Below are 18311 nucleotides of genomic sequence, written 5' to 3' on the forward strand. Positions count from 1 at the left end.
GATGCTATCAGTTGGAGAAATATCTTTCCCAAAGCCCTTTTTCCCGTAAGTAAGAGATTCCGAACTTTGCCGCCTCTAGGGAAGAGAAGCTTTCTGTTTCGCTTTCTAATCGAGTGAGGAATAGATAGGATTTCTTTTCCTTCTTCCAAAGGAACCAATACCAAGAAACGCTTCTTCCTCCGGCATAGCCAGTGCCTGAGTCCGAATAGAACTCCTTATACGATCCCCAATTCCCTTCCAAGCGATGAGAGCCGGACGGATTTTTCACTTCTCCCGGGATCCTTTCCAATCCTTCTAACACTGCTCTTTTGTTTTTCTCGCGAAGGTCCAATTCCCCATCGAACAATTTCCATAAGAAGGAATAGAATTCCTCCGCGGTCCAAACATAGCCTCCGTCCATCCAGAATACGCGGTTCGGATCGCTTGGGACCGATGTGGGAAGTCCTATGGCGCCGAGCCAGCCTCCGATCTTCGCTGCACCGGTGTCCATCCAAAGCTTCTGGAAATACCAGATCGTAGAATTCTCTAAGGCGGATCTTAAGTTCTGTTCCTTCTGCCAGCGCAAGTACGGGAATTTGGTCTTATCCCAAGGAAGATTTCCATGAGGATCCTTTAAGCCTCCGGTTTCCAAGGCAGCAAGCGCAAGTACCGGTTGAAATATATACATAGAAGGAGCAGTTTGCTTGCAAGAGGCTTCTCCTACACGGAGAAGGTTCCCTTCTCCCAATTCTGCGAGAAGGATACAGACCTTTTTGTCGGATAAGGAGAGTTCTTCTTTTTCTAACTTAGGGGAATCGGTTCCTGTTCTTACGGAACAAGATACAAAAATTAGAATACAAGAGAAACATAATATAACTTTCATGAGAACCAGGCGTAAATAGTCAGATAGGTCACAAAAATTGCGATCGGAATATAGAAGAATAAAAAGATCCTGCCTATCCTTCTCCAATTGATCCGGGTATGATCCTGCACGAACTCCGTCATTTCTTCCCGATCCATGGAATAGAGCTCGCTTGCATCGTTCCAGCCGAAGATATTACGGGCTAGCCTTCCTACGATCTCCTCCCGATGCGAATGGATGGTTTCCCAAGCAAGATCCCTTTCGGAAGCATCGTTTGAGAGAAGCCCAAGAAAGATCTTCGGGACGAGATAGACTCTACCGATCATAAGGCTCGCAGTCCTAGTAAACAATCCCAAAAAGAACATAGCGGAGAAGAGGGGATCCTCTTTTTTGAACGCAAATACGATGGATAAGCTGATTACGTAAGCGCCATACCCGATATAGAGTCCTGCGAGTTCGAACCTTCGGTTCGTTCTCTTCTCCCGAAGAAATTCTTCGTACAAGGATCCTATCGTTTTGTTTGCCAGCATTCTTTCTCTCTCGTTCTTTCCTCTCTAAACAGAGAAGATATTGCTAGCATTTCTCGGTTCTTCTTCCGGACAAGTATTTCCGTAGGACTTCCCAGTTTCGTTTTTTATGTCCCAGACAAGTTTGTAAAAAGCCCGCGGCCAATTCGCTCCTTCTACCGAAAATTTAGAAAAGAAAGGCGGGACGGATGAACGGAGCAGTTCGCAAAAAAGAAAGAAAGATACTAACCGGGGAATTCTGGACTTCCAAACAAAGACAGGCTCATCCGATCCATTACGTCGTTAGCTACAGAGCCTCTTTCAAACCGGAGCTTCCTTCCTTCTTCATCGGGAAATATTTGGGAAATAAAAGAGGAGTCGTATTCGATCCGTTCGGTGGAAGAGGGACCACTTCTGTCCAAGCGAACCTAGAAGGACATGCCGCTATCCACAACGATATCAGCCCAATGTCCTTGTATTTAGCGAAGGCGAGACAGTATGTTCCTTCTCTTGAAAAATTGGAGAAGACTCTTTATTCTCTGGATCTAAAGAAGAAGCTTCCGGAAGAAAAAGAAGACTCGGACCTTCTGCATTTCTATCATAAGGATACCTTAAAAGAGATCAAGAACCTGAAGAGGATCCTTTCTCAGGAAGATTCTCCCGAGTTGCAGTATCTTGGACTGACCGCACTTTCTCGTTTGCATGGCCATAGCAACGGATTCTTTTCCGTATATAGTTTTCCTCAGATCTCTATTCCTCCCTTGGCCCAAAAAAAGAATAATGAGAAGAAGGGACTCTTTCCGGATTATAGAGAGATCCAACCTAGGATCTTCCAGAAGATGAAGCGGGATTTGAAGGAGATCCTACCACCTTTCTACCATGAGTTTTCTTCCCGAAATCGCTATACCAACAATTCTTCTTTGGACCTATTGGATCTGCCTGAGAGCGCGGTGGATCTGGTAGTGACAAGCCCTCCCTTCTTGGACAAGGTCAATTACGAGGAAGACAATTGGCTCCGTTACTGGTTCTTAGATATCCAACTAGAGAAGGACCAAAAACCCAGCATCTTCGCGACCTTGGCGGGTTGGTGCGAATTCATTCAGGGAACCCTGGCTGAACTTTCCCGAGTCGTGAAGCCTGGCGGGATCGTGGTAATGGAAGTTGGAGAGGTTCGAAAAGGAAAGACTGTCTTCAATCTGGACGAATATGTGATCCGCTGTGCCGAAAATACCGGCCTGGTTTGGGAGAATACCTATATCAATGACCAAAAGTTCACGAAACTCGCCAATTGTTGGAATGTTTCGAATAATGAGAAGGGGACGAATTCCAATCGCTGCGTAGTGTTCCGGAACCTGAAATAGAGTCTGTAGGATCTCCTTCCACCGAAAATTCCCCGGAAAAACGCCAAAACCCCTGGGGAAATTTCGGAATCCGCCGATAGGTACCCAGAGGTACAACTCAAATGATGCGTTCTCTTTGGACCGCTGCGACAGGAATGATCGCACAGCAATTTCATATAGATACGATTTCCAACAACTTGGCGAACGTAAACACCACCGGATTCAAAAAGAACCGAGCCGACTTCGAAGATCTCGTTTACCAGCATATGGTACTGGCAGGAACTCCTGCTACTTCCGTGAGTGAGATCCCCACCGGAGTGAATGTGGGTCACGGGGTAAGAGCGGCCGCTTCTCAGAAATTATTCGAGATCGGTTCCTTTCAAGCAACCGGGAATAAGCTCGACCTCGCGATCACAAGCGAGATGGGATTCTTCAAGATCCAAATGCCGGACGGAAGTTTCGCTTATACCAGAGACGGTTCTTACAAAATAGATTCCAACCAACAAGTAGTTACCTCTAATGGATATCTATTAGAACCGCCTATCATTCTTCCGGAAGGAGCCATCCTGAACACACTCATGATCTCCGAGCAAGGAGAAGTTACCGTAAAGATCGGCGCTGATATTCGTCCGACTGTGATCGGACAAGTGGAATTGTATCGCTTCGTGAACCCTGCCGGTTTGCAAGCGATCGGTAAGAACTTATTCCAAGAGACAGTTGCATCCGGTCCGGAGATCCCTGGAACCCCAGGCATGGAAGGGTTCGGGAATGTTCTCCAAGGTTTCTTAGAGATGTCTAACGTGAAGATCGTAGAAGAGATGGTGAACATGATCGTGGCTCAAAGAGCATACGAATCCAATTCCAAGGCCATCCAAACTTCCGACAATATGCTTTCCACTGCGATCGGTCTTAAACGTTAATTAGGATGAGCCTGCGTCTTTTCCTTCTATTCTGCATTCTGACGGGGTTAAGTAGCCTTCGTTGGAATTCTTTGGATGCGATGGACGCAGTATACCTACGTGGTAAATTACTCACTCAAAAAGAAGAAGTCACACTTTCCGAGATCGCAAAACTTCCGGGCGGGATCAAAGATAGGGTCGTTCTAAGGAATATAAAGGAGCCCATTCTTTTGAGGCCGGACGATCTAAGACAGATCTTACCTGAGATTGCGGTGAGCGGAAAAGAAACCTTGATCCTACCTTTGAACTCTGAACTAGATCCGGAAGATCTCCAAGAAAGTCTATCTCAAGAGATCGCAAAACTTCCGGAAACCAAGTCGGAAGATTTTAGGATCACTTATCTAGATGGAGAAAGGTTGGTTCCGAGCAAGGGAGTGGATCTGAAATGGGCCGGTCTTCCCCAGGTATTGCATGCGGGCCAGATCGTAGCTTCTTTAGATTTTTATTATGAACATAGAAAGGTCCATACTCAAAGGATCAAATTCAAGGTAGAGAAGAAGACTTCCGCACTTTTCGCAAATAAGGAAATCCCGAAAGGCCAAAAACTGAAGGCGAGCGATCTGGAAGAAAGGATCGTATATATGGAAGACACCTTTACGGACGGTCTCTCGAATGCGGATATCGGTTCTACCGCATTGAAAGATATACAAACCGGAGAGCTACTTCGTAAGAAACAGTTCCGGTTCCTATACGATGTGCAAAGAGGCGGGGATGTAAACCTCGTGTATACTAAGGGAAACCTAGTCATAAAGGCGAAGACAAAGGCATTAAGTTCCGGTAATATAGGCGAGTCTGTAGAGGTTTCTTCTCATTCTAAAGAAGGGAAACTCATGGCAAGAGTTGTGGAGAAGGGCACTGTCCTTTTGGAGAATTGATATGATCCGTAAAGTTTTCCAAGCACTGATCACTCTTCTGCTTTTTAGCCTGGCGGGAATATTCGCTCAGGATCTTTCTCAATGGCAGGATAAGAATCCGTATTCTCGCAATCAGAACTTGAGAGTGGGTTCTACCATCTTCGTGAAATTGAAAGAAGGGTTCACCGCGGATTTCGAGATAGAATCCACTGCGGATGAGAATATCACGATCAAGGCCGTTCCGGATAAGAAGATCATTCCGGACAATCCCGCTTACAATACCGACCGTACGATCGTCAGAAAGAACAAAGGCAAGATCAAGTCCTTAGGAAGATTGAAAGGGAATATGACCGCTGTAGTGACTGCAGTGGACGCGAATACCGGACTTCTAACTCTGCAAGGCCAAAGATCTTCTACCTATAACGGAGAACCTTCCCAGGTCCTACTAAGCGGAAGAGTGTCTCCTGAATTCTTGGCGAGAGATAATTCGGTAGATGCGGATCGGATCGCAGATCTGCAGATCCAATTCACCGGAAGAATAGAACCTAAGAACCTGCAGCCTCCGATCGCTCTGAAAACGATCAATAATCCGGATGGAACGGTTACCGTAAAAGCGGAACTTTCGGAAGAAGAAAAGCAAAGATATATTTTAGAGCAGTTGAATCGACTCTTAGGAGAATCTAGATGAGAAAACTACTTTTTCTTTTTCTAATATTCTCTCTTTCCTTGTCCGCTGCGGAAGTCCGTTTGAAGGATTTAGCAAAGATAGAAGGGATCCGAGACAATCAGATCACAGGTTATGGGATCGTGGTCGGTCTTCCTGGAACGGGAGATACGAAGACTCCTATGACCAGCGAGGGTTTGAAGAATTACTTAAAGAATCTTGGCGTGGATGCGAATCTCAAGCCCGAGCAAACCAAGAATATCGCATCCGTATTGATCACCGCTAATATTCCTTCTTACGCAAGAAAAGGGGACAGACTGGACGTTACCGTTTCTTCTATAGGAGATGCAAAGTCTTTGGAAGGCGGTGTACTCTTACAATCTCCTCTGAAAACTGCAAATGATAAGATCTATGCGGTTGCAAGCGGGGTCATCTCCTTTGGAGGTAAGGCCGAAAATGCGACAGGACTCGGTAGAGCCTCTAAGAAGACTGTTGGGATCGTCCACCAAGGTGCTATCGTAGAATCGGAAATGAAGGAAGACTTCTTTTCGAATCGAAGAGTAGTCGTCCGTCTCAAGTCCCAAGACTTCTCCTTAATGAACAATGTGGTCAATCGCATCAAAGAGATCGTTCCCGAGAAATTCGGCATCAAACCGGAAGCAATCCAAGCATTGACTCCCTCCGAAGTAGTAGTTGAAGTGGGCACCGGTTTCTCTGCAAAATCCCCGGGTTTACTGGATCTTCTCTCGGATCTGGAAAATCTAACCGTCGAATCCAGCTCTAAGGCAAAAGTAGTCATCAATGAAAGATCCGGGGTCATCGTTATGGGAGGGAATATTTCCATAGACGAAGTTGCGGTCGCTCGTTCGGGCTTAAGTCTTTCCGTTGCGGATAAGAACAGAAGACCTGCAAGACTTTCGAGCAGAGAGACTTTGCCAACGAAAGAAACCTTCTTGATCGAAGAGTCCACTCAAGTTTCGGATGTGGTGGAAGCATTGAACAAGGTGGGAGCTTCTACAAGAGATATTATCGCAATTTTAGAAGCGTTGAAAGCGGCAGGGGCATTGCACGCAGAACTGGAGATACAGTAATGATCGACCATATCCAAGACTATCAAAACCGTTTGAATCTTACTGAAAGACCGGAAGTGCAAAGGCTTCTGAGAGAAGAGAAAACCTTAAAGCAGGGAAAGACATTCCCAGAGGCTTTAAGAGAAGAGTTCAACGAGAATCTCTCCGGAAAAGTTTCCTCTTCCGAAGTGAAGATGCCTCATAATATTAAGGAAGAGATCAACCAGGATCCGTATCGAAAGAAGCTATATGATGCATCCGTCGAATTCGAATCCATTTTCGTTAAGATGATGTTGAAAGAGATGAAAACCACCGTCCATAAGTCGGGACTTATAGATGGGGGTTACGCAGAAGAAATTTTCGAAGATATGCTCTACGACGAGTATTCCAAAAATCTTTCCGCAAATTCTTCTCTTGGTCTTGCGGAACAAATTTATCAGTCCTTATCTTCGAATCTTCCCCCGCTTTCCAAGCTAAACGCAAAGGTCTGACGGAAAAATTTCGAAAGGGAACTAACTTTCTTTTTCTTTCCATATAGATCTCTCTTAGAATTTTCCTCTTAATTCTCGCTGAACTGAGGCGTAGGGGTCGATTGCCCTTGCAACGCCTGAGCTTTGCCCTTTACCAATCGATCTACTTTGTACATCATTAGCACGGTGATAAAAGTGGTGCAGGCTACGACATACCCTAGGTTTGCGTATCCTATCAGATATCCGCTTGGAGCTTGGACAACGATCATACCTGCAACCCCGGCGGCAACTCCTCCGGAGACCTGTTGCATCGAAGAGCTGATCGCCATATATGCTCCTCTATCCTGTACCTCCGGTACTGCCGAGTTCAGTGCGCTTGCGGAAACGATCCTAGAAGTGATCGCAGCGAAGAGCACGCAGTTCACTGTGATCACGAACCAAAGTGGCGTCGCGCCTAAACTGGTATAGTAGATGACAATCGGGATCGCTGCAATCGAACCTGCTGCAAAGACCGGATATTTTCCGACGGCGTCGCTGATCCTTCCCATGATCGGTCCAACTACAATGGAACTGATCCCGGTGATCATATAAATAAGAGCCAAGCTTTCCGGCGCTATTCCCATATTATGAACTGTGAATGCACTTCCGAAAGGCATAAGCATGTATCCGCCGGTAGGAAGAAGCATAGTGGCAGCGAACCCCGGCAGGTACTTTCCCTTGCCCAAGGTAGAGATCAGGTGAGTGAATGGATGCTTTTCCGTTCTTTGGTTTAAGTGTCCGACGATCGGTTCCATATAGACTAAAGCGATGACCCCGGATAGACCTGCAATGGCTGCGATCATTAGGAAAGGAGCTCTCCATCCCCAGATTGTGGAGAAATACATTCCGATCGGAAGTCCCGCAACTTGGCTGGCGGCGAATGCGGTCATCACTAAACCCATTACTCTTCCTCTAACTTCCATTGTGAATAGATCCGCGATGATCGCGAAGCTGATAGAGGAAATGACTCCGGCAAAGAATCCGGTGATGATCCTTGCCATCAGAAGGAAATCGTAATTCGGTGCGATCCCGCAAAGTACTGTGCCTATAACGAAACCTGCGTAAAAGAATAGCAGGAATTTTTTTCTGTCGAATTTATCCGCAAACCCCGCGGCCAAGATCCCGGAAATACCCGCACTGAAAGCGTACGCGGATACGACTAAGCCGAATTGGTTTGTTGCGATCTTCAGTTCCTTCATCACGAAGACTCCCATAGGGGAGAGGATCATAAAATCCAATACGATGGTGAATTGTAGAAAAGCTAATAAGACTATTAGAAAAATTTGATATTTAGTAAAAACTGGTTTCATGTTTTTCCGATTGGTAAACTTTTTTTAAGGTATATTCTACAAGTTAAAGTGCACTTGAAGTAAAGCCTTCTTGCAGGATTTTTCCTAAAAAATTTGCATTTTTAACTATTTTTCGACCGGGGTCGGTAGGGAATCAAAACCTCAAGCTAAAGTGAACTTGACATTTAAGATCTATAGGTTTCAAACTTCGGACATGGACGATTTACTCACCATCAGCGAGGTCGCGGAAAGAAGCGGCGTAGCTTCTTCTGCTCTTAGATTTTATGAGGATAAGAAGTTGATCCGCTCTGTCCGCGCAGGCTCCGGCCATAGGCAATATCCTCGGCATGTACTGAGAAGGATCGCATTCATCGTATTCGCTCAGAAAGTAGGATTGAGCTTGGAGGAAATTGCAGAAGAGATTGCAAAGCTTCCGGAAGATCATACTCCCAGCGGACAGGACTGGTCTAAACTTTCTAAGAGATGGACGGAAAGAGTAGAGGAGAAGATCGCAGAACTAGAGAAATTAAGAAGTGGACTGACTGCATGCATCGGTTGCGGATGTCTTTCCTTAGCTCGCTGTAAGTTTGCAAATCCGGGAGACAGATTGGGGAATTATGGACATGGTCCTCTTCGCTGGTTGGTGAAATCCAGAAAGAAAACAAAGTGAGAGTCCCCATCATCTGAGATCAGACGGATGGGATGAAATCCTTTAATCCAACAGATCCCTGAAATGGATCTGATCCAAATCCTTCTGCAGGGAGTTTTCCGCCTTTTCTATCTTGTCCTTGATCTTATCCGGATAGATCTGAAAGGAAGGATCTTCCTTTAAAAGAGCTTCCGGGATCTTACGATAGAAATCGCCCAGGCTCAAATCTTCTCCCGAAACGACCGGAAGCCAGGTGGATCCTTCGCTCGTTTCTACTAAAAGACCTGCTTGGGTCAAAGTCTTCGTGAGCCTTGGGATCTCTTCTGCACGTAAGCCGGAACAGTGGGCTAGGTCAAGATTCTTAGGAGGGACTTTATTCTCTTTTTGTACCTGATACACCGCTTTCAATACTGCGATCAGTTTTCGAAACTCATAGCTAAAAGAAGTATGATGCTCTTCTATCAATTGAAAAGGAGCGTAATATCTCTCCGGGTATTGGACGCAGGCGGTTACTTCCGCACCGAATAGAACGATCAGAGAAAGAGAATATACTCCGATCAAAAAGATCGGAATGGAGGCGAGCGCCTTATATACGATCATTGTAGTTTCGGAGAAGGAAGTAATATAGATCTTAAACCCGTATAGGAAGACTAGAAAGATCACACTAGTAAAACCGGAGCCCCAAGCGGAAGCACGAATAGGGACCTTTGTATTCGGGATGAGAGTGAATAAGGCCAAGAAGAAGAACCAAATTCCCGCCAAGGGAAATGAGAATTTTAGAATATTATAAGCGGAGAATACGGATTCCCCTCCTTGTAAAATAACGGTCTCATACTTTACATCCTTGTATTCGGAAAGACTGATCTTTTGATATTCTCCTATATTCAAAAGCCTGAATCTACCGTTCTCGCTCCTGTCCAGAAGAACGGAAGCGAATACTTTTCCTTTCGCAGGTACATAGAAAGTATTCCAATGCTCTCCGCCGTCAATGGAGACGAGTATATTTCCGAGGGCATCCAAGAGGAATATGTCTGTCGATTCTTCGTTAGAAACAGTCCAGATCTTACTGAAAGTATAACGCTTGTGGCTTAGATTCTTCCAGGAGTAACCGCCGTCCTCCGTCTTGAAGATAGAGCCTCTCTCTCCAGTTGCGATCAGTTCACCAGGACGGATCCTATGGATGTCCTTCAAACCTTGGCCGGTGATCTTAGTGGCAGACCAGGTAAATCCGCCGTCTTCGCTTTTCCAAACATTTCCGTCTTCGTCCACTATATAGCCGCGATACGATTCCGGAAAATACACCCTGTTTGCTCTCATTCTGAGAACATTCGGAAAGACAGGTTTGTAACTTCTGCCTTGGGTAAAGAAATGGAGAACTTCTCCGTTCGAGAAGATGAGATAGAAATTCCCTTCCGTAATATATTCGAAATCCTTAAAGCTCGAATTGTCGAAATAGATTGCAGTCCATACGGAGCCGTCTACCGGTTTGGAGAGAAGGAGCCCCTGAGCGGAAAGTGCGTATACCTTGCCGTCACGAACGGAAACCCGAACAAAACTTTCCTTGGAAAGATCTGGCTTCTCGCAGAAGTCCATTCGAACTCCGAAAGAATCCACGCACCGAATGTTCTTCAGATCCACATCCTTTTCGTCGATGAAGTAATCCTTTTTCAGGTTGGGATCCAGACGAAATAGGGTGCCGTTCTCTCCCGCGATCCAGATGCGATTTTCGGGATCCTTGTCCATGCTTAGGAAATGGGAAGGACGAAATACATCGGTGACCTTCTGGGCCAGATTGTCCCCGATCACAAGAAGAAGGGGACCTATGGAAAGTACGAAAAAGTAAAATACGAATTCTTGTATTAGGGATCGGTTCTCTTCGATCCTCCAGATGGAATTGAAGGAATTCTCCAAGGATCTAAGAACTGTGGTAGCGGAAAAGACGAGCAGAACGAAACCGATGGCACCTATCTGTCTCGCAGCATCTATTAATTCTCCCAGAGTATCCAGATACGGATTGATATCCAGATTGATATTGCTCTTAAGAAAAAACACATTAATTTTATCGAATATTTCTTCCTTACGATTGTCTAGTCCCGAAGTGATCGTAAGAAGGGATAGAGCCACTACTAGCATGGGGATCAGGGAAACGATGGTAGTATAAGAGATCCCGGATGCCTTGATGAGACACTCGTCCTTAATGAAACGATAGGCGGAGGCAGCCAAAACCCGGATGGTAAAATTCAATTTTCGTCCAATGCCCGCATCCGGGATATAATCGAAGAATCTGCTGTATTTTGTATTTGGATGAGGATTCATTTCTTGATCGCGTAATGCACCATGGAAGAAGTGAGAGGGCGACCCTGCTTAGAGAACTTACTTTTCCAGTGATATAAGGCGATCCTAAACCACTTCCAGTAATCCTTCCAACTAACGAAGCTTCCTCGAGACTTTAAGAGTTTCGCAGAAAGAGGGAAGTCCACTCCGAGGTAGGTAATTTGCCTTCGAAAGCTTCGATTGGCAAGAATTTTCCGAAGGTTTTTTTCAGAATAATAATATACATGACCCGGCAAATAATAGTGATACTTGCTTCCTGCTTCGATTGCCTGCCAGCCCTCGAAGTTTGCGGTCTGTATTAGAAGAAGTCCTCCCGGCCTTAAGATCCGAGAGAGTTTGTCGAAGACCAGTTTCGGGTTTTCCAAATGCTCGATCACCTCGATCAGGGTGATCACATCGAAGAAATTCTCGGGCAGATCCGCATCCAAGAACTGGCCTTCCCAAACTGTGAAGCCTCTTTCTTTCGCGATCTTTGCGGAGTAGGGAGAGATCTCCACACCGAAGGGAACGAATCCTTTCTCTTTAGCACATTGGAGAAAGCCACCGAAGGAACAACCGATATCCAAGAAGTTTCCCGAAGACTTGAACTTAGAAATATTCTTCAGCCTTGCAAACCAAACATAACGGTCGAATTTCTCGGTCTCTCTTTCGTCTCTGTAGGTAAATCCTTCTTTTCCTGTATAATATTCTTCTGTGTATAAGGACTCCGGTTCCGGTCTCGGAAATTGTGCCTGAAGACCGCAGGTCTTGCAGACTTGGATGGGAAGGTGAAAATCACCGAAAGAGGATTCGTAAAGAGGGACCCAGTCGCAATTCCCTTCGAGAGGACATTCTTTGTAGATTATTTCCGAGCGAGAAAGATCCAATGGCAAATCCTCTCCTCTAATTTTCCTAGAGGAGTTCTTTCCGTATAGCCCATCTCGAAGGAAGAGAAATTACTTAATAAATCTTGAATATCATTTTGGGAGTAGAACCAGGTGGCTCCGCCCTTTAGGTCCGAGGCCCCGATCTTTCCTTGCTCTGCCTTTAAATGGGTATCACCTACGGCTCGAACGGAGGCCGCCAAATAACCGTCCTTTTTTAGAATCCTATGTTTTTCGTTTAATATAGATTTGGCGAGATCGGGAGAATTATAATGCAAGACTCCCCAGCTAACGATCAGATCGAATTCCTCATCCGAAAAAGGATAAGGAGGGGATTGAAGGAGAGAGACCTTGGCCCAAGGATAGGATTCTTTTATGGAATGTACAGAATTCTCGCTATAGTCGCAAGCGCTTACTTCGTAACCGAAGTCCTTTAGCAAAACACAATGTCTTCCGGAGCCAGAACCGAAATCCAATGCTTTGGGAGAGGGGCTCATCGGCTGTATTTTAGACAGCATCCGAACCAAGTTCTCATCCGGATAAGAAAGCTTGGATTTGGATCTTGTATAATGAGTTTCCCAGGCTTCTTTGGAAGGATGCTCAGCGGACATCGTACTCCGCCTTCATTCTGTTTTGAACGGAACCGTTCCATTCTTCCTCCGAATTAGAGGATTTGGTTTTAATACAAAGCACTCTGGTTCTCGTTTCATTTCCAAGAGAAGTATCCAGCTTTGCACCGGGCTCTTTTAGATTTTGTTGGAACAGGATTGTCTCAGCAGAGTACGTAGGAAAATCGTCCCAGTGCTTTAAAACCGAGATCCCTCTCGGGGGAACGTCGAACCTCACCTGGGACTTTAGTTTTTTAGAAATTTCTAAAGTACTCGGAGGAGGTTCTATTTCTTCTCCGATGAGTAAATGCACAAGATTCGAGAAATAGTCATATCCGGAATATCCGGGAACAAGAACGTCCGCCAGGTATTCGCCGCCTACTTCGGGGGCAGCTTCTATCAAGACCGGTTCTCCGTTCCGATCCAAACGGAACTCGGCAACGAAAGGACAGTTCTTGAGACCGGTAGCTTTTGTGATCGCTCTGCATTGCATCTTGATCTCTCCCTCTAATTCTGTGAGAGGGAAGGGAAGTCTGTGAGCCGCTTCTAAAAAGGGAGGGAAGCTACTGGTTTCCTTCAAGGAAAGACTGACCAAATGAAAATCGTGCGAGTCGATCAGACCTAGAACGGTACATTCTAAACCGCTAATATATTCCTCTAAGATCCATGTTTCCTCGGGCTTGGACTTGCCTGCAACCTTGGATTTTGTTCCCTTCTTCGCGGCGGAAATATTAGAAATATGTTTTAGATCCGAATCGGATTCGATGAGTTGGACGCCAGTTTTGCCGGAGCCTTGGCTTGGTTTTGCGATCCATGGATAGGGGAAGGATTTGGACTTTGCCTTGATCTCGGTGAGTGGGATCTCTTTGGGGACCCGGATCCCTTTAGGCTCCAAGGTTTCCTTTAGGACCTTCTTATCCGAAAAGCGAATGACTGCGTCGGTGCTTGCATATCTCAGCTTTAACTTCTCCGCGAGATAGGCAGCGCTAAATGTGGCCTTTCCAAAAGACCTAGTTCCCACACCTAAGATCGGAGTAGGAAGGGGATTCTCCGCTACGGCCCTGAGTATCCTGCGATATTCATGAGTAGACTCGATGATCCTAAGACTGGAAAGAGCGAAGCCGGGAGCCTTGTCGTCCTTGTCCACGGAAGCAACATCTAAGCCCAAGGACCGAGCTGCAGAGATCAGGGGCAATTGGTTCTTGCCCGCTCCTAAGGAGAGAAAGTAACCTTTCTTCTGCTTCTTTTTCATTCCTCGGATAGATAGCCTTCTGCGAACAAGACTGTCAAAAGTTTTTTAGGAATGAGACAAATTTTGCGGTTTATGTCCTCAAAAACGTAAGGCGATTCGCGAAACGGTCCGATCCTAGATGCATAGGGAGAAGGACATGCTAAGAGGACTCTATACCGGATCCAATGGAATGATCATCCAACAGACTAGAATGGATGTGATCTCGAATAATCTTGCGAACGTAGACAAGACTGCGTACAAGAGAGACACCACTGTCTTCAAGACCTTTCCCGAAATGCTATTACATAGATATAATGAGGATGGAGTGGGGAAGGTGCCGATGGGTTCCTTCGATACCGCACCCGTTATCGGCAAACTAGGATTAGGTGGAGAGGTCAATGAGATCTATACCAGATTCGAACAAGGTGCCGTGAAGAAGACGGACAATCCTTTCGATCTGATGTTGCAGGATCGTCCAGGTTCGGAGCATCCCGCATTCTTTAGTGTTCTTACCAATAGAGGAGAGAGGCTTTCCCGCTCCGGAGCGTTCGTATTAGATACGAATGGATACTTGGTAACACCGCAAGGATTCCCTCTCATGGGAGAGAATGGGCCGATCAAAGTAGCTCGGGGAAATTTTTTGATCCGTGAGAATGGAGAGATCTGGATCAACGGAGAGATCGGTAACGATCCCAGAAATTCCACAGGAACGGACAAGAACCGTTTTGAGACTCCGGTACTTTTAGATAAGATCAAACTTCGCACAGTGGATCAACCCAGACATTTGGACAAGGAAGGAGATTCCTTCTATAACGAGACACCTGAGTCTGGAGAGGCTCGACCTCTTCTTGCTGACGAAGAGCCGAACCTGCTCCAAGGTTATTTAGAAGCTTCTAATGTTAGCGTAGTGACCGAGATGGTGGAAATGATCGAGGTGAACCGTTCTTACGAAGCGAACCAGAAAACCGTTCAAACCCAAGACGGTATGCTAGGCCGCTTATTCGAAGTATTGCGTTAGACGCTATTTCTTCTCGCTGAATAATCTATAATCATTTACTTTGAGAAGACGATGATAGGCTTGATGTCATAGACAGTCTTTGTTGAACCTTTCGTTTGCTTTGTCGATCAGTATAGGCAATAATCTTTCTATTATTTCCTTTTGTCGATTCTCAATGCTTTTTTCAAGAAGAGGAAGCCCGAGTATACCTCCTAATACCCACAAGTGTACTGTCCAATTAGCCTTTACTTCACGTAGAAAAGTTACCTTGCCGGCATTAACAATCATTAATTTGATCATCGACGATCTTTCGGTGCGGAATGGGATTAATCCTAATGTAATATCAAAGATGATATTTGAAATGCCTGCAGGCTCTGTTATTTCCGTATATTCGATCATTGCATTTGAAGCAATTGTAGTATTTTGGGGAAATCTATCTAATGCGGTATTAATGAAAGACCTTAATTGCAATGTATTGAACGGATCTTGAAATGTGAGCCTTCCTTCACTTGAGCTATTTGGATTAGAACTTTTGCTTAAGAACTTTGTCTCAAATGCCTTGAAGGGCAAGCGACAATGAATGGTGGATTCGATTAAGTTTCCATTAGAAAAATATTCAGGATTGCCCGAGCTTACACAGCTTGCTGTGATTAGGAGAAGCAAAATATAAATTCTTTTCATCTCATTTCCAAATATTTCTGAATGCGAGGTTAATTTTCAATAGAATTTATAGGGTAGTCTAAGCGCCATCAAAACAAGTTTGCCATAATAATTTATGGCAAGGAAGATTGTTCCAATGAAGGAAGGTGGCGTTGCTTTGTATATCGCATATAAAGCGGCACAGAGTTCTCGGTCTCCTATTGCTCAACGCCGTTTCCACTTTACTTTAATATTGTTATTCTGTAAGATTATAAATATTGAATTTACTATCTGATTGCCTCGGTCTTCCACCAACGCCAGCCTAGAAAGAGGGCAATGATTGCTATGGAATAGAGCACGATCGGCAATCTCAAGGAAGGTTTAATCGCATAACTTTCTGTGATCCGAACATCCACGTTATTTCCGATATCGTCGGAATTGGTATTTTCCACCTCACCCATTTGGATCTTTCCTTGATAAGTCCAGAATCCGTTACAGGTTTCCGCCCTTCTGATTTTTTTACAACTTGTGACTTTTGCGGTTCCGGGAGTTCCGACCGACTGACGATAGGCGAGATAACTCCCTCCGGTGATACTTCCTAAAGAAAGTATTAAGATAATTACCCTGGTGATTATATTCTGTTTTTTGCGGTTCATAAGTCCTTACGCTCTTTTATTTCTTCCTGTATATCCGTTCCAACAATTTTTAGGAAATGATTTGCTCAGGAAATTTACGGCACGCAATTACCTTTATCCGAGTACCGTAAAAATGGATTGCTTATAAGTTTTAAGGCTTAGCCTTAAAGGATATGAATGATTGTAAGGCCAAACGAATTTTCCGTTGCTGGTTCCTTGAAAATTTACGTTTGTTCAGGCGTTTGTTGCTGTTACTACTTTCGGATATCGAATTAGGGGTTCTTAAAGGATATATCCGAACGCCCATGTTGGTATTTTATATAATGAAAAACTCGCCGACATAACCTAATGCAGCAAAAGAAGTACTCATTAAGGTTATAAAGATGTGAATTCTCGCGGATATTGTAACTAACCTAGCAAATAAACGCAGCGCCTAAGATGACCCACAGCAATTCCTAAGATAGTTGCGACTCCAGCGGGTGCTCAACGAATATAACTCTTACGCCCTCAGCCGTTGCCATTAATTGCGTAATAAGAACGTAAAAGGATCCTGCTGTTAGAGCGACTGCATGCATTAAGACAAGCGGCGCCAATGCCGCATCTGCTGCTCATGCCCGAAATCTCCTACCTGAGTTTTACTTGTATACGTTATGCGCTGAATTGTACCGCGGACAGAATTCCAGCGCCTGGAGTTTCTAAATGTTGCTTTAGTTCGTGGGCGGATGAGCAGCTCTTTTTATCCTTTTGAATTCTTATAGGTCTCTTTCAATTAGTATTCCAAAGAAACTTTTAAGAATTTGTCGTAAAATGGAAAAATGTACTTCGAACTTAACTTTCCGTTGTGAAAATATGTAATGTTCTTTGTTGATTAAGAGTTATTCTTTTAGGCACTCATTATTGGAATACCCACCTAGTCAGTAAAAGCACCTTTTGAAAACAAAAATTATAAAATGGGATGGCGAGATGAAAAAAACTCTTTTACTTTTTATCATTCTTTTTCCTTGTACGTGGACGCATATACACGCTCAAAAACTCGAAAACAACCAAACATCAATTCAAAAAGCATTGCACGAAGTTGAAGGCGCTTCGTCCGAATTTAATAGTAATCTGGAAGGTCAGCTTGGACTAGATTTTGCAGTGGATAAACTGATCAAAGATAAACGAATTCAACCTGAAAACGAATTTCATCAGTTTGTATTGGGAAATCTTTTGCTTCCATTCAAATTGGATTTGGCATTTCAGTATCATGAAGCAGCGCTTAAAAAAAGGCCGAATGATCAGAATTTTGTTATGGAATATGCGATCGATCTACATCGAAAACAGGAATTTGCAAGAGCCGTCGAATATTACAAAAAGTTTGCGGCAGCATTTCCTAAATACAATGATATTTATGTTTGGTTAGCTGATTGTTATATCAATCTCGACGATCCGAAAGCTGCTGTTTATTATTGGCATCGAGCGGATCATGCTCGTCACCATGCGAATATTGATTTCGCGATTTATACAATTTATGGAGTAAATACTTATCTTAAGAGAAATTTGTATCTTTCAAAACTAAGAGACGGACAGAAGGAAGCATTATATGAATTAATTGCTCTTGACGCGAAGTGGGATACCGATTGGTGGAATTTTCATACAAAAATGAAGGTAATGCAAAGTGATATTGACTACGCCATCAAAAAGTTCGGAAATAATAACGAAGCAGTAAGAATATCGATCGCTTTCCAAAAAATTAAGGCATCTCAGGATCGAAATTTAATAAAAACTACTTTAAAGAAAAACAACTTAATTATAGAAAACGGAAAAATTCCTGAAAATGGAAGTATCGCTTCTCATCTGCTTGAAATATGCATACAGAATAAACTCGTTGATGCCGCCGATTTTTATAATAAAAGAGGAAATGAAGTCCTTGCCTTAGCTAAAACTCTTAAGGACGAACGAATGCTAAATATATATGCTCATATGCAATTGGCGGCAAAAGGTGTTGTTGATCCGGAAACTGCCTTACTCGGCTGGAAAGAATTCAAAGACGAAATGTTTGCGTATGATTTTTTCTTCCATAAAACGGGGAAGTTGAACTGCGACCAATCCGAATTGGACAAAGCTATCAAAGATTTTCCGAATTCTTCTCTCCTGTATAGTATTAAGTATGAATGTAATAAGAATAGCTTCTTTGGTGAATCTAAAAAAACTTTATTGATCGGATTGATAAAAAGAGAATTTAAATCTCTCTCAACGGATCCAATGCGATATTCGTATAAACTTAAGCATTATTTTAATTTATTGGAGAAGGAATTATAATATTTCTGTTCATAATTATAAG

Annotated in this window: 18 protein-coding genes; 9 read left to right on the forward strand and 9 right to left on the reverse strand. The window is 44.1% G+C overall.

All coding sequences use genetic code 11. From position 1 onward, the window contains the following. Window positions 1-7: 7 nt before the first annotated feature. Entirely contained in the window at window positions 8-862 is an 855-nt protein-coding gene (locus EHO57_RS17025) for a penicillin-binding transpeptidase domain-containing protein (RefSeq protein WP_135642085.1), read from the reverse strand. Further along, a complete protein-coding gene (locus EHO57_RS17030) occupies window positions 859-1371 on the reverse strand; it encodes a hypothetical protein (RefSeq protein ID WP_135642087.1) in 513 nt (170 codons plus the stop codon). Before EHO57_RS17030 ends, EHO57_RS17025 begins: the two co-directional genes overlap by 4 nt. Window positions 1372-1556: 185 nt before the next feature. Between EHO57_RS17030 and EHO57_RS17035 the strand changes: the two genes are divergently transcribed. The 6 genes from EHO57_RS17035 (at window position 1557) to EHO57_RS17060 (ending at window position 6725) form a co-directional block, all read left to right on the forward strand. After that, window positions 1557-2708 (forward strand): site-specific DNA-methyltransferase, encoded by a 1152-nt coding sequence (locus tag EHO57_RS17035; RefSeq protein ID WP_135642089.1) that lies wholly within the window; start codon window positions 1557-1559, stop codon window positions 2706-2708. Between the two features lie 101 nt (window positions 2709-2809). Next, window positions 2810-3607: a flagellar basal-body rod protein FlgG gene (flgG, locus tag EHO57_RS17040; RefSeq protein WP_135642091.1), complete on the forward strand. Its 798-nt coding sequence runs from the start codon at window positions 2810-2812 to the stop codon at window positions 3605-3607. An 80-nt stretch (window positions 3608-3687) separates the two neighbouring features. After that, on the forward strand, window positions 3688-4521 hold the full coding sequence (gene flgA, locus EHO57_RS17045) for a flagellar basal body P-ring formation chaperone FlgA (protein WP_246050767.1): 834 nt from the start codon (window positions 3688-3690) through the stop codon (window positions 4519-4521). A 1-nt stretch (window position 4522) separates the two neighbouring features. Continuing rightward, complete coding sequence (locus tag EHO57_RS17050) at window positions 4523-5188, forward strand: flagellar basal body L-ring protein FlgH (protein WP_135642095.1); 666 nt, start codon at window positions 4523-4525, stop codon at window positions 5186-5188. After that, entirely contained in the window at window positions 5185-6255 is a 1071-nt protein-coding gene (locus EHO57_RS17055; protein WP_135642097.1) for a flagellar basal body P-ring protein FlgI, read from the forward strand. Before EHO57_RS17050 ends, EHO57_RS17055 begins: the two co-directional genes overlap by 4 nt. Next, on the forward strand, window positions 6255-6725 hold the full coding sequence (locus EHO57_RS17060) for a rod-binding protein (protein ID WP_135642099.1): 471 nt from the start codon (window positions 6255-6257) through the stop codon (window positions 6723-6725). The genes EHO57_RS17055 and EHO57_RS17060 overlap by 1 nt, the downstream gene beginning before the upstream one ends. A gap of 68 nt (window positions 6726-6793) precedes the next feature. Here EHO57_RS17060 and EHO57_RS17065 read toward each other — a convergent pair whose 3' ends face one another. Further along, the gene (locus tag EHO57_RS17065) at window positions 6794-8053 is read right to left on the reverse strand and encodes an MFS transporter (protein WP_135642101.1); all 1260 of its coding nucleotides are present in this window, start codon (window positions 8051-8053) and stop codon (window positions 6794-6796) included. Window positions 8054-8246: 193 nt separating this feature from the next. Here EHO57_RS17065 and soxR point away from each other — a divergent pair, with 193 nt between their 5' ends. Next, window positions 8247-8702, forward strand: coding sequence for a redox-sensitive transcriptional activator SoxR (gene soxR / locus EHO57_RS17070; protein WP_135642103.1), 456 nt, complete (start codon window positions 8247-8249; stop codon window positions 8700-8702). A gap of 42 nt (window positions 8703-8744) precedes the next feature. Here the strand turns inward: soxR and EHO57_RS17075 are convergent, their stop codons facing one another. From EHO57_RS17075 to EHO57_RS17090, 4 genes are read right to left on the reverse strand one after another with little or no spacing between them, the layout of a single operon-like run. Beyond that, window positions 8745-10997 carry a YhjD/YihY/BrkB family envelope integrity protein gene (locus EHO57_RS17075; protein ID WP_135642105.1) on the reverse strand — a complete coding sequence of 751 codons (2253 nt, stop codon included), beginning with the start codon at window positions 10995-10997 and terminating at the stop codon, window positions 8745-8747. Then, a complete protein-coding gene (locus EHO57_RS17080) occupies window positions 10994-11881 on the reverse strand; it encodes a class I SAM-dependent methyltransferase (protein WP_167882225.1) in 888 nt (295 codons plus the stop codon). The genes EHO57_RS17075 and EHO57_RS17080 overlap by 4 nt, the downstream gene beginning before the upstream one ends. After that, window positions 11857-12489 carry a class I SAM-dependent methyltransferase gene (locus tag EHO57_RS17085; protein ID WP_135642109.1) on the reverse strand — a complete coding sequence of 211 codons (633 nt, stop codon included), beginning with the start codon at window positions 12487-12489 and terminating at the stop codon, window positions 11857-11859. The genes EHO57_RS17080 and EHO57_RS17085 overlap by 25 nt, the downstream gene beginning before the upstream one ends. Beyond that, window positions 12479-13738, reverse strand: coding sequence for an ATP-grasp domain-containing protein (locus tag EHO57_RS17090; RefSeq protein ID WP_135642111.1), 1260 nt, complete (start codon window positions 13736-13738; stop codon window positions 12479-12481). Before EHO57_RS17090 ends, EHO57_RS17085 begins: the two co-directional genes overlap by 11 nt. Window positions 13739-13874: 136 nt before the next feature. Between EHO57_RS17090 and EHO57_RS17095 the strand changes: the two genes are divergently transcribed. After that, window positions 13875-14735, forward strand: a complete 861-nt coding sequence (locus tag EHO57_RS17095) for a flagellar hook-basal body protein (RefSeq protein ID WP_135642113.1) — start codon at window positions 13875-13877, stop codon at window positions 14733-14735. Between the two features lie 66 nt (window positions 14736-14801). Here EHO57_RS17095 and EHO57_RS17100 read toward each other — a convergent pair whose 3' ends face one another. Next, window positions 14802-15395: a hypothetical protein gene (locus EHO57_RS17100; RefSeq protein ID WP_135642115.1), complete on the reverse strand. Its 594-nt coding sequence runs from the start codon at window positions 15393-15395 to the stop codon at window positions 14802-14804. A 245-nt stretch (window positions 15396-15640) separates the two neighbouring features. Further along, window positions 15641-16009, reverse strand: a complete 369-nt coding sequence (locus EHO57_RS17105) for a hypothetical protein (RefSeq protein ID WP_135642117.1) — start codon at window positions 16007-16009, stop codon at window positions 15641-15643. Window positions 16010-16951: 942 nt separating this feature from the next. On the opposite strand from EHO57_RS17105, the gene EHO57_RS17110 reads away from it, so the two are divergent. Continuing rightward, entirely contained in the window at window positions 16952-18289 is a 1338-nt protein-coding gene (locus tag EHO57_RS17110) for a tetratricopeptide repeat protein (protein ID WP_135642119.1), read from the forward strand. Window positions 18290-18311 lie beyond the last annotated feature (22 nt).

The organism is Leptospira langatensis, assembly GCF_004770615.1.
In the GTDB taxonomy this organism is placed as follows: Bacteria; Spirochaetota; Leptospiria; order Leptospirales; family Leptospiraceae; genus Leptospira_B; species Leptospira_B langatensis.

Excerpts from the sequence above, each read along its gene's own strand:
- EHO57_RS17025 (WP_135642085.1), bottom strand. The coding sequence starts at position 862 with ATGAAAGTTATATTATGTTTCTCTTGTATTCTAATTTTTGTATCTTGT.
- EHO57_RS17030 (WP_135642087.1), bottom strand. The coding sequence starts at position 1,371 with ATGCTGGCAAACAAAACGATAGGATCCTTGTACGAAGAATTTCTTCGG.
- EHO57_RS17035 (WP_135642089.1), top strand. The coding sequence starts at position 1,557 with ATGAACGGAGCAGTTCGCAAAAAAGAAAGAAAGATACTAACCGGGGAA.
- flgG (WP_135642091.1), top strand. The coding sequence starts at position 2,810 with ATGATGCGTTCTCTTTGGACCGCTGCGACAGGAATGATCGCACAGCAA.
- flgA (WP_246050767.1), top strand. The coding sequence starts at position 3,688 with ATGGACGCAGTATACCTACGTGGTAAATTACTCACTCAAAAAGAAGAA.
- EHO57_RS17050 (WP_135642095.1), top strand. The coding sequence starts at position 4,523 with ATGATCCGTAAAGTTTTCCAAGCACTGATCACTCTTCTGCTTTTTAGC.
- EHO57_RS17055 (WP_135642097.1), top strand. The coding sequence starts at position 5,185 with ATGAGAAAACTACTTTTTCTTTTTCTAATATTCTCTCTTTCCTTGTCC.
- EHO57_RS17060 (WP_135642099.1), top strand. The coding sequence starts at position 6,255 with ATGATCGACCATATCCAAGACTATCAAAACCGTTTGAATCTTACTGAA.
- EHO57_RS17065 (WP_135642101.1), bottom strand. The coding sequence starts at position 8,053 with ATGAAACCAGTTTTTACTAAATATCAAATTTTTCTAATAGTCTTATTA.
- soxR (WP_135642103.1), top strand. The coding sequence starts at position 8,247 with ATGGACGATTTACTCACCATCAGCGAGGTCGCGGAAAGAAGCGGCGTA.
- EHO57_RS17075 (WP_135642105.1), bottom strand. The coding sequence starts at position 10,997 with ATGAATCCTCATCCAAATACAAAATACAGCAGATTCTTCGATTATATC.
- EHO57_RS17085 (WP_135642109.1), bottom strand. The coding sequence starts at position 12,489 with ATGTCCGCTGAGCATCCTTCCAAAGAAGCCTGGGAAACTCATTATACA.
- EHO57_RS17090 (WP_135642111.1), bottom strand. The coding sequence starts at position 13,738 with ATGAAAAAGAAGCAGAAGAAAGGTTACTTTCTCTCCTTAGGAGCGGGC.
- EHO57_RS17095 (WP_135642113.1), top strand. The coding sequence starts at position 13,875 with ATGCTAAGAGGACTCTATACCGGATCCAATGGAATGATCATCCAACAG.
- EHO57_RS17100 (WP_135642115.1), bottom strand. The coding sequence starts at position 15,395 with ATGAAAAGAATTTATATTTTGCTTCTCCTAATCACAGCAAGCTGTGTA.
- EHO57_RS17105 (WP_135642117.1), bottom strand. The coding sequence starts at position 16,009 with ATGAACCGCAAAAAACAGAATATAATCACCAGGGTAATTATCTTAATA.
- EHO57_RS17110 (WP_135642119.1), top strand. The coding sequence starts at position 16,952 with ATGAAAAAAACTCTTTTACTTTTTATCATTCTTTTTCCTTGTACGTGG.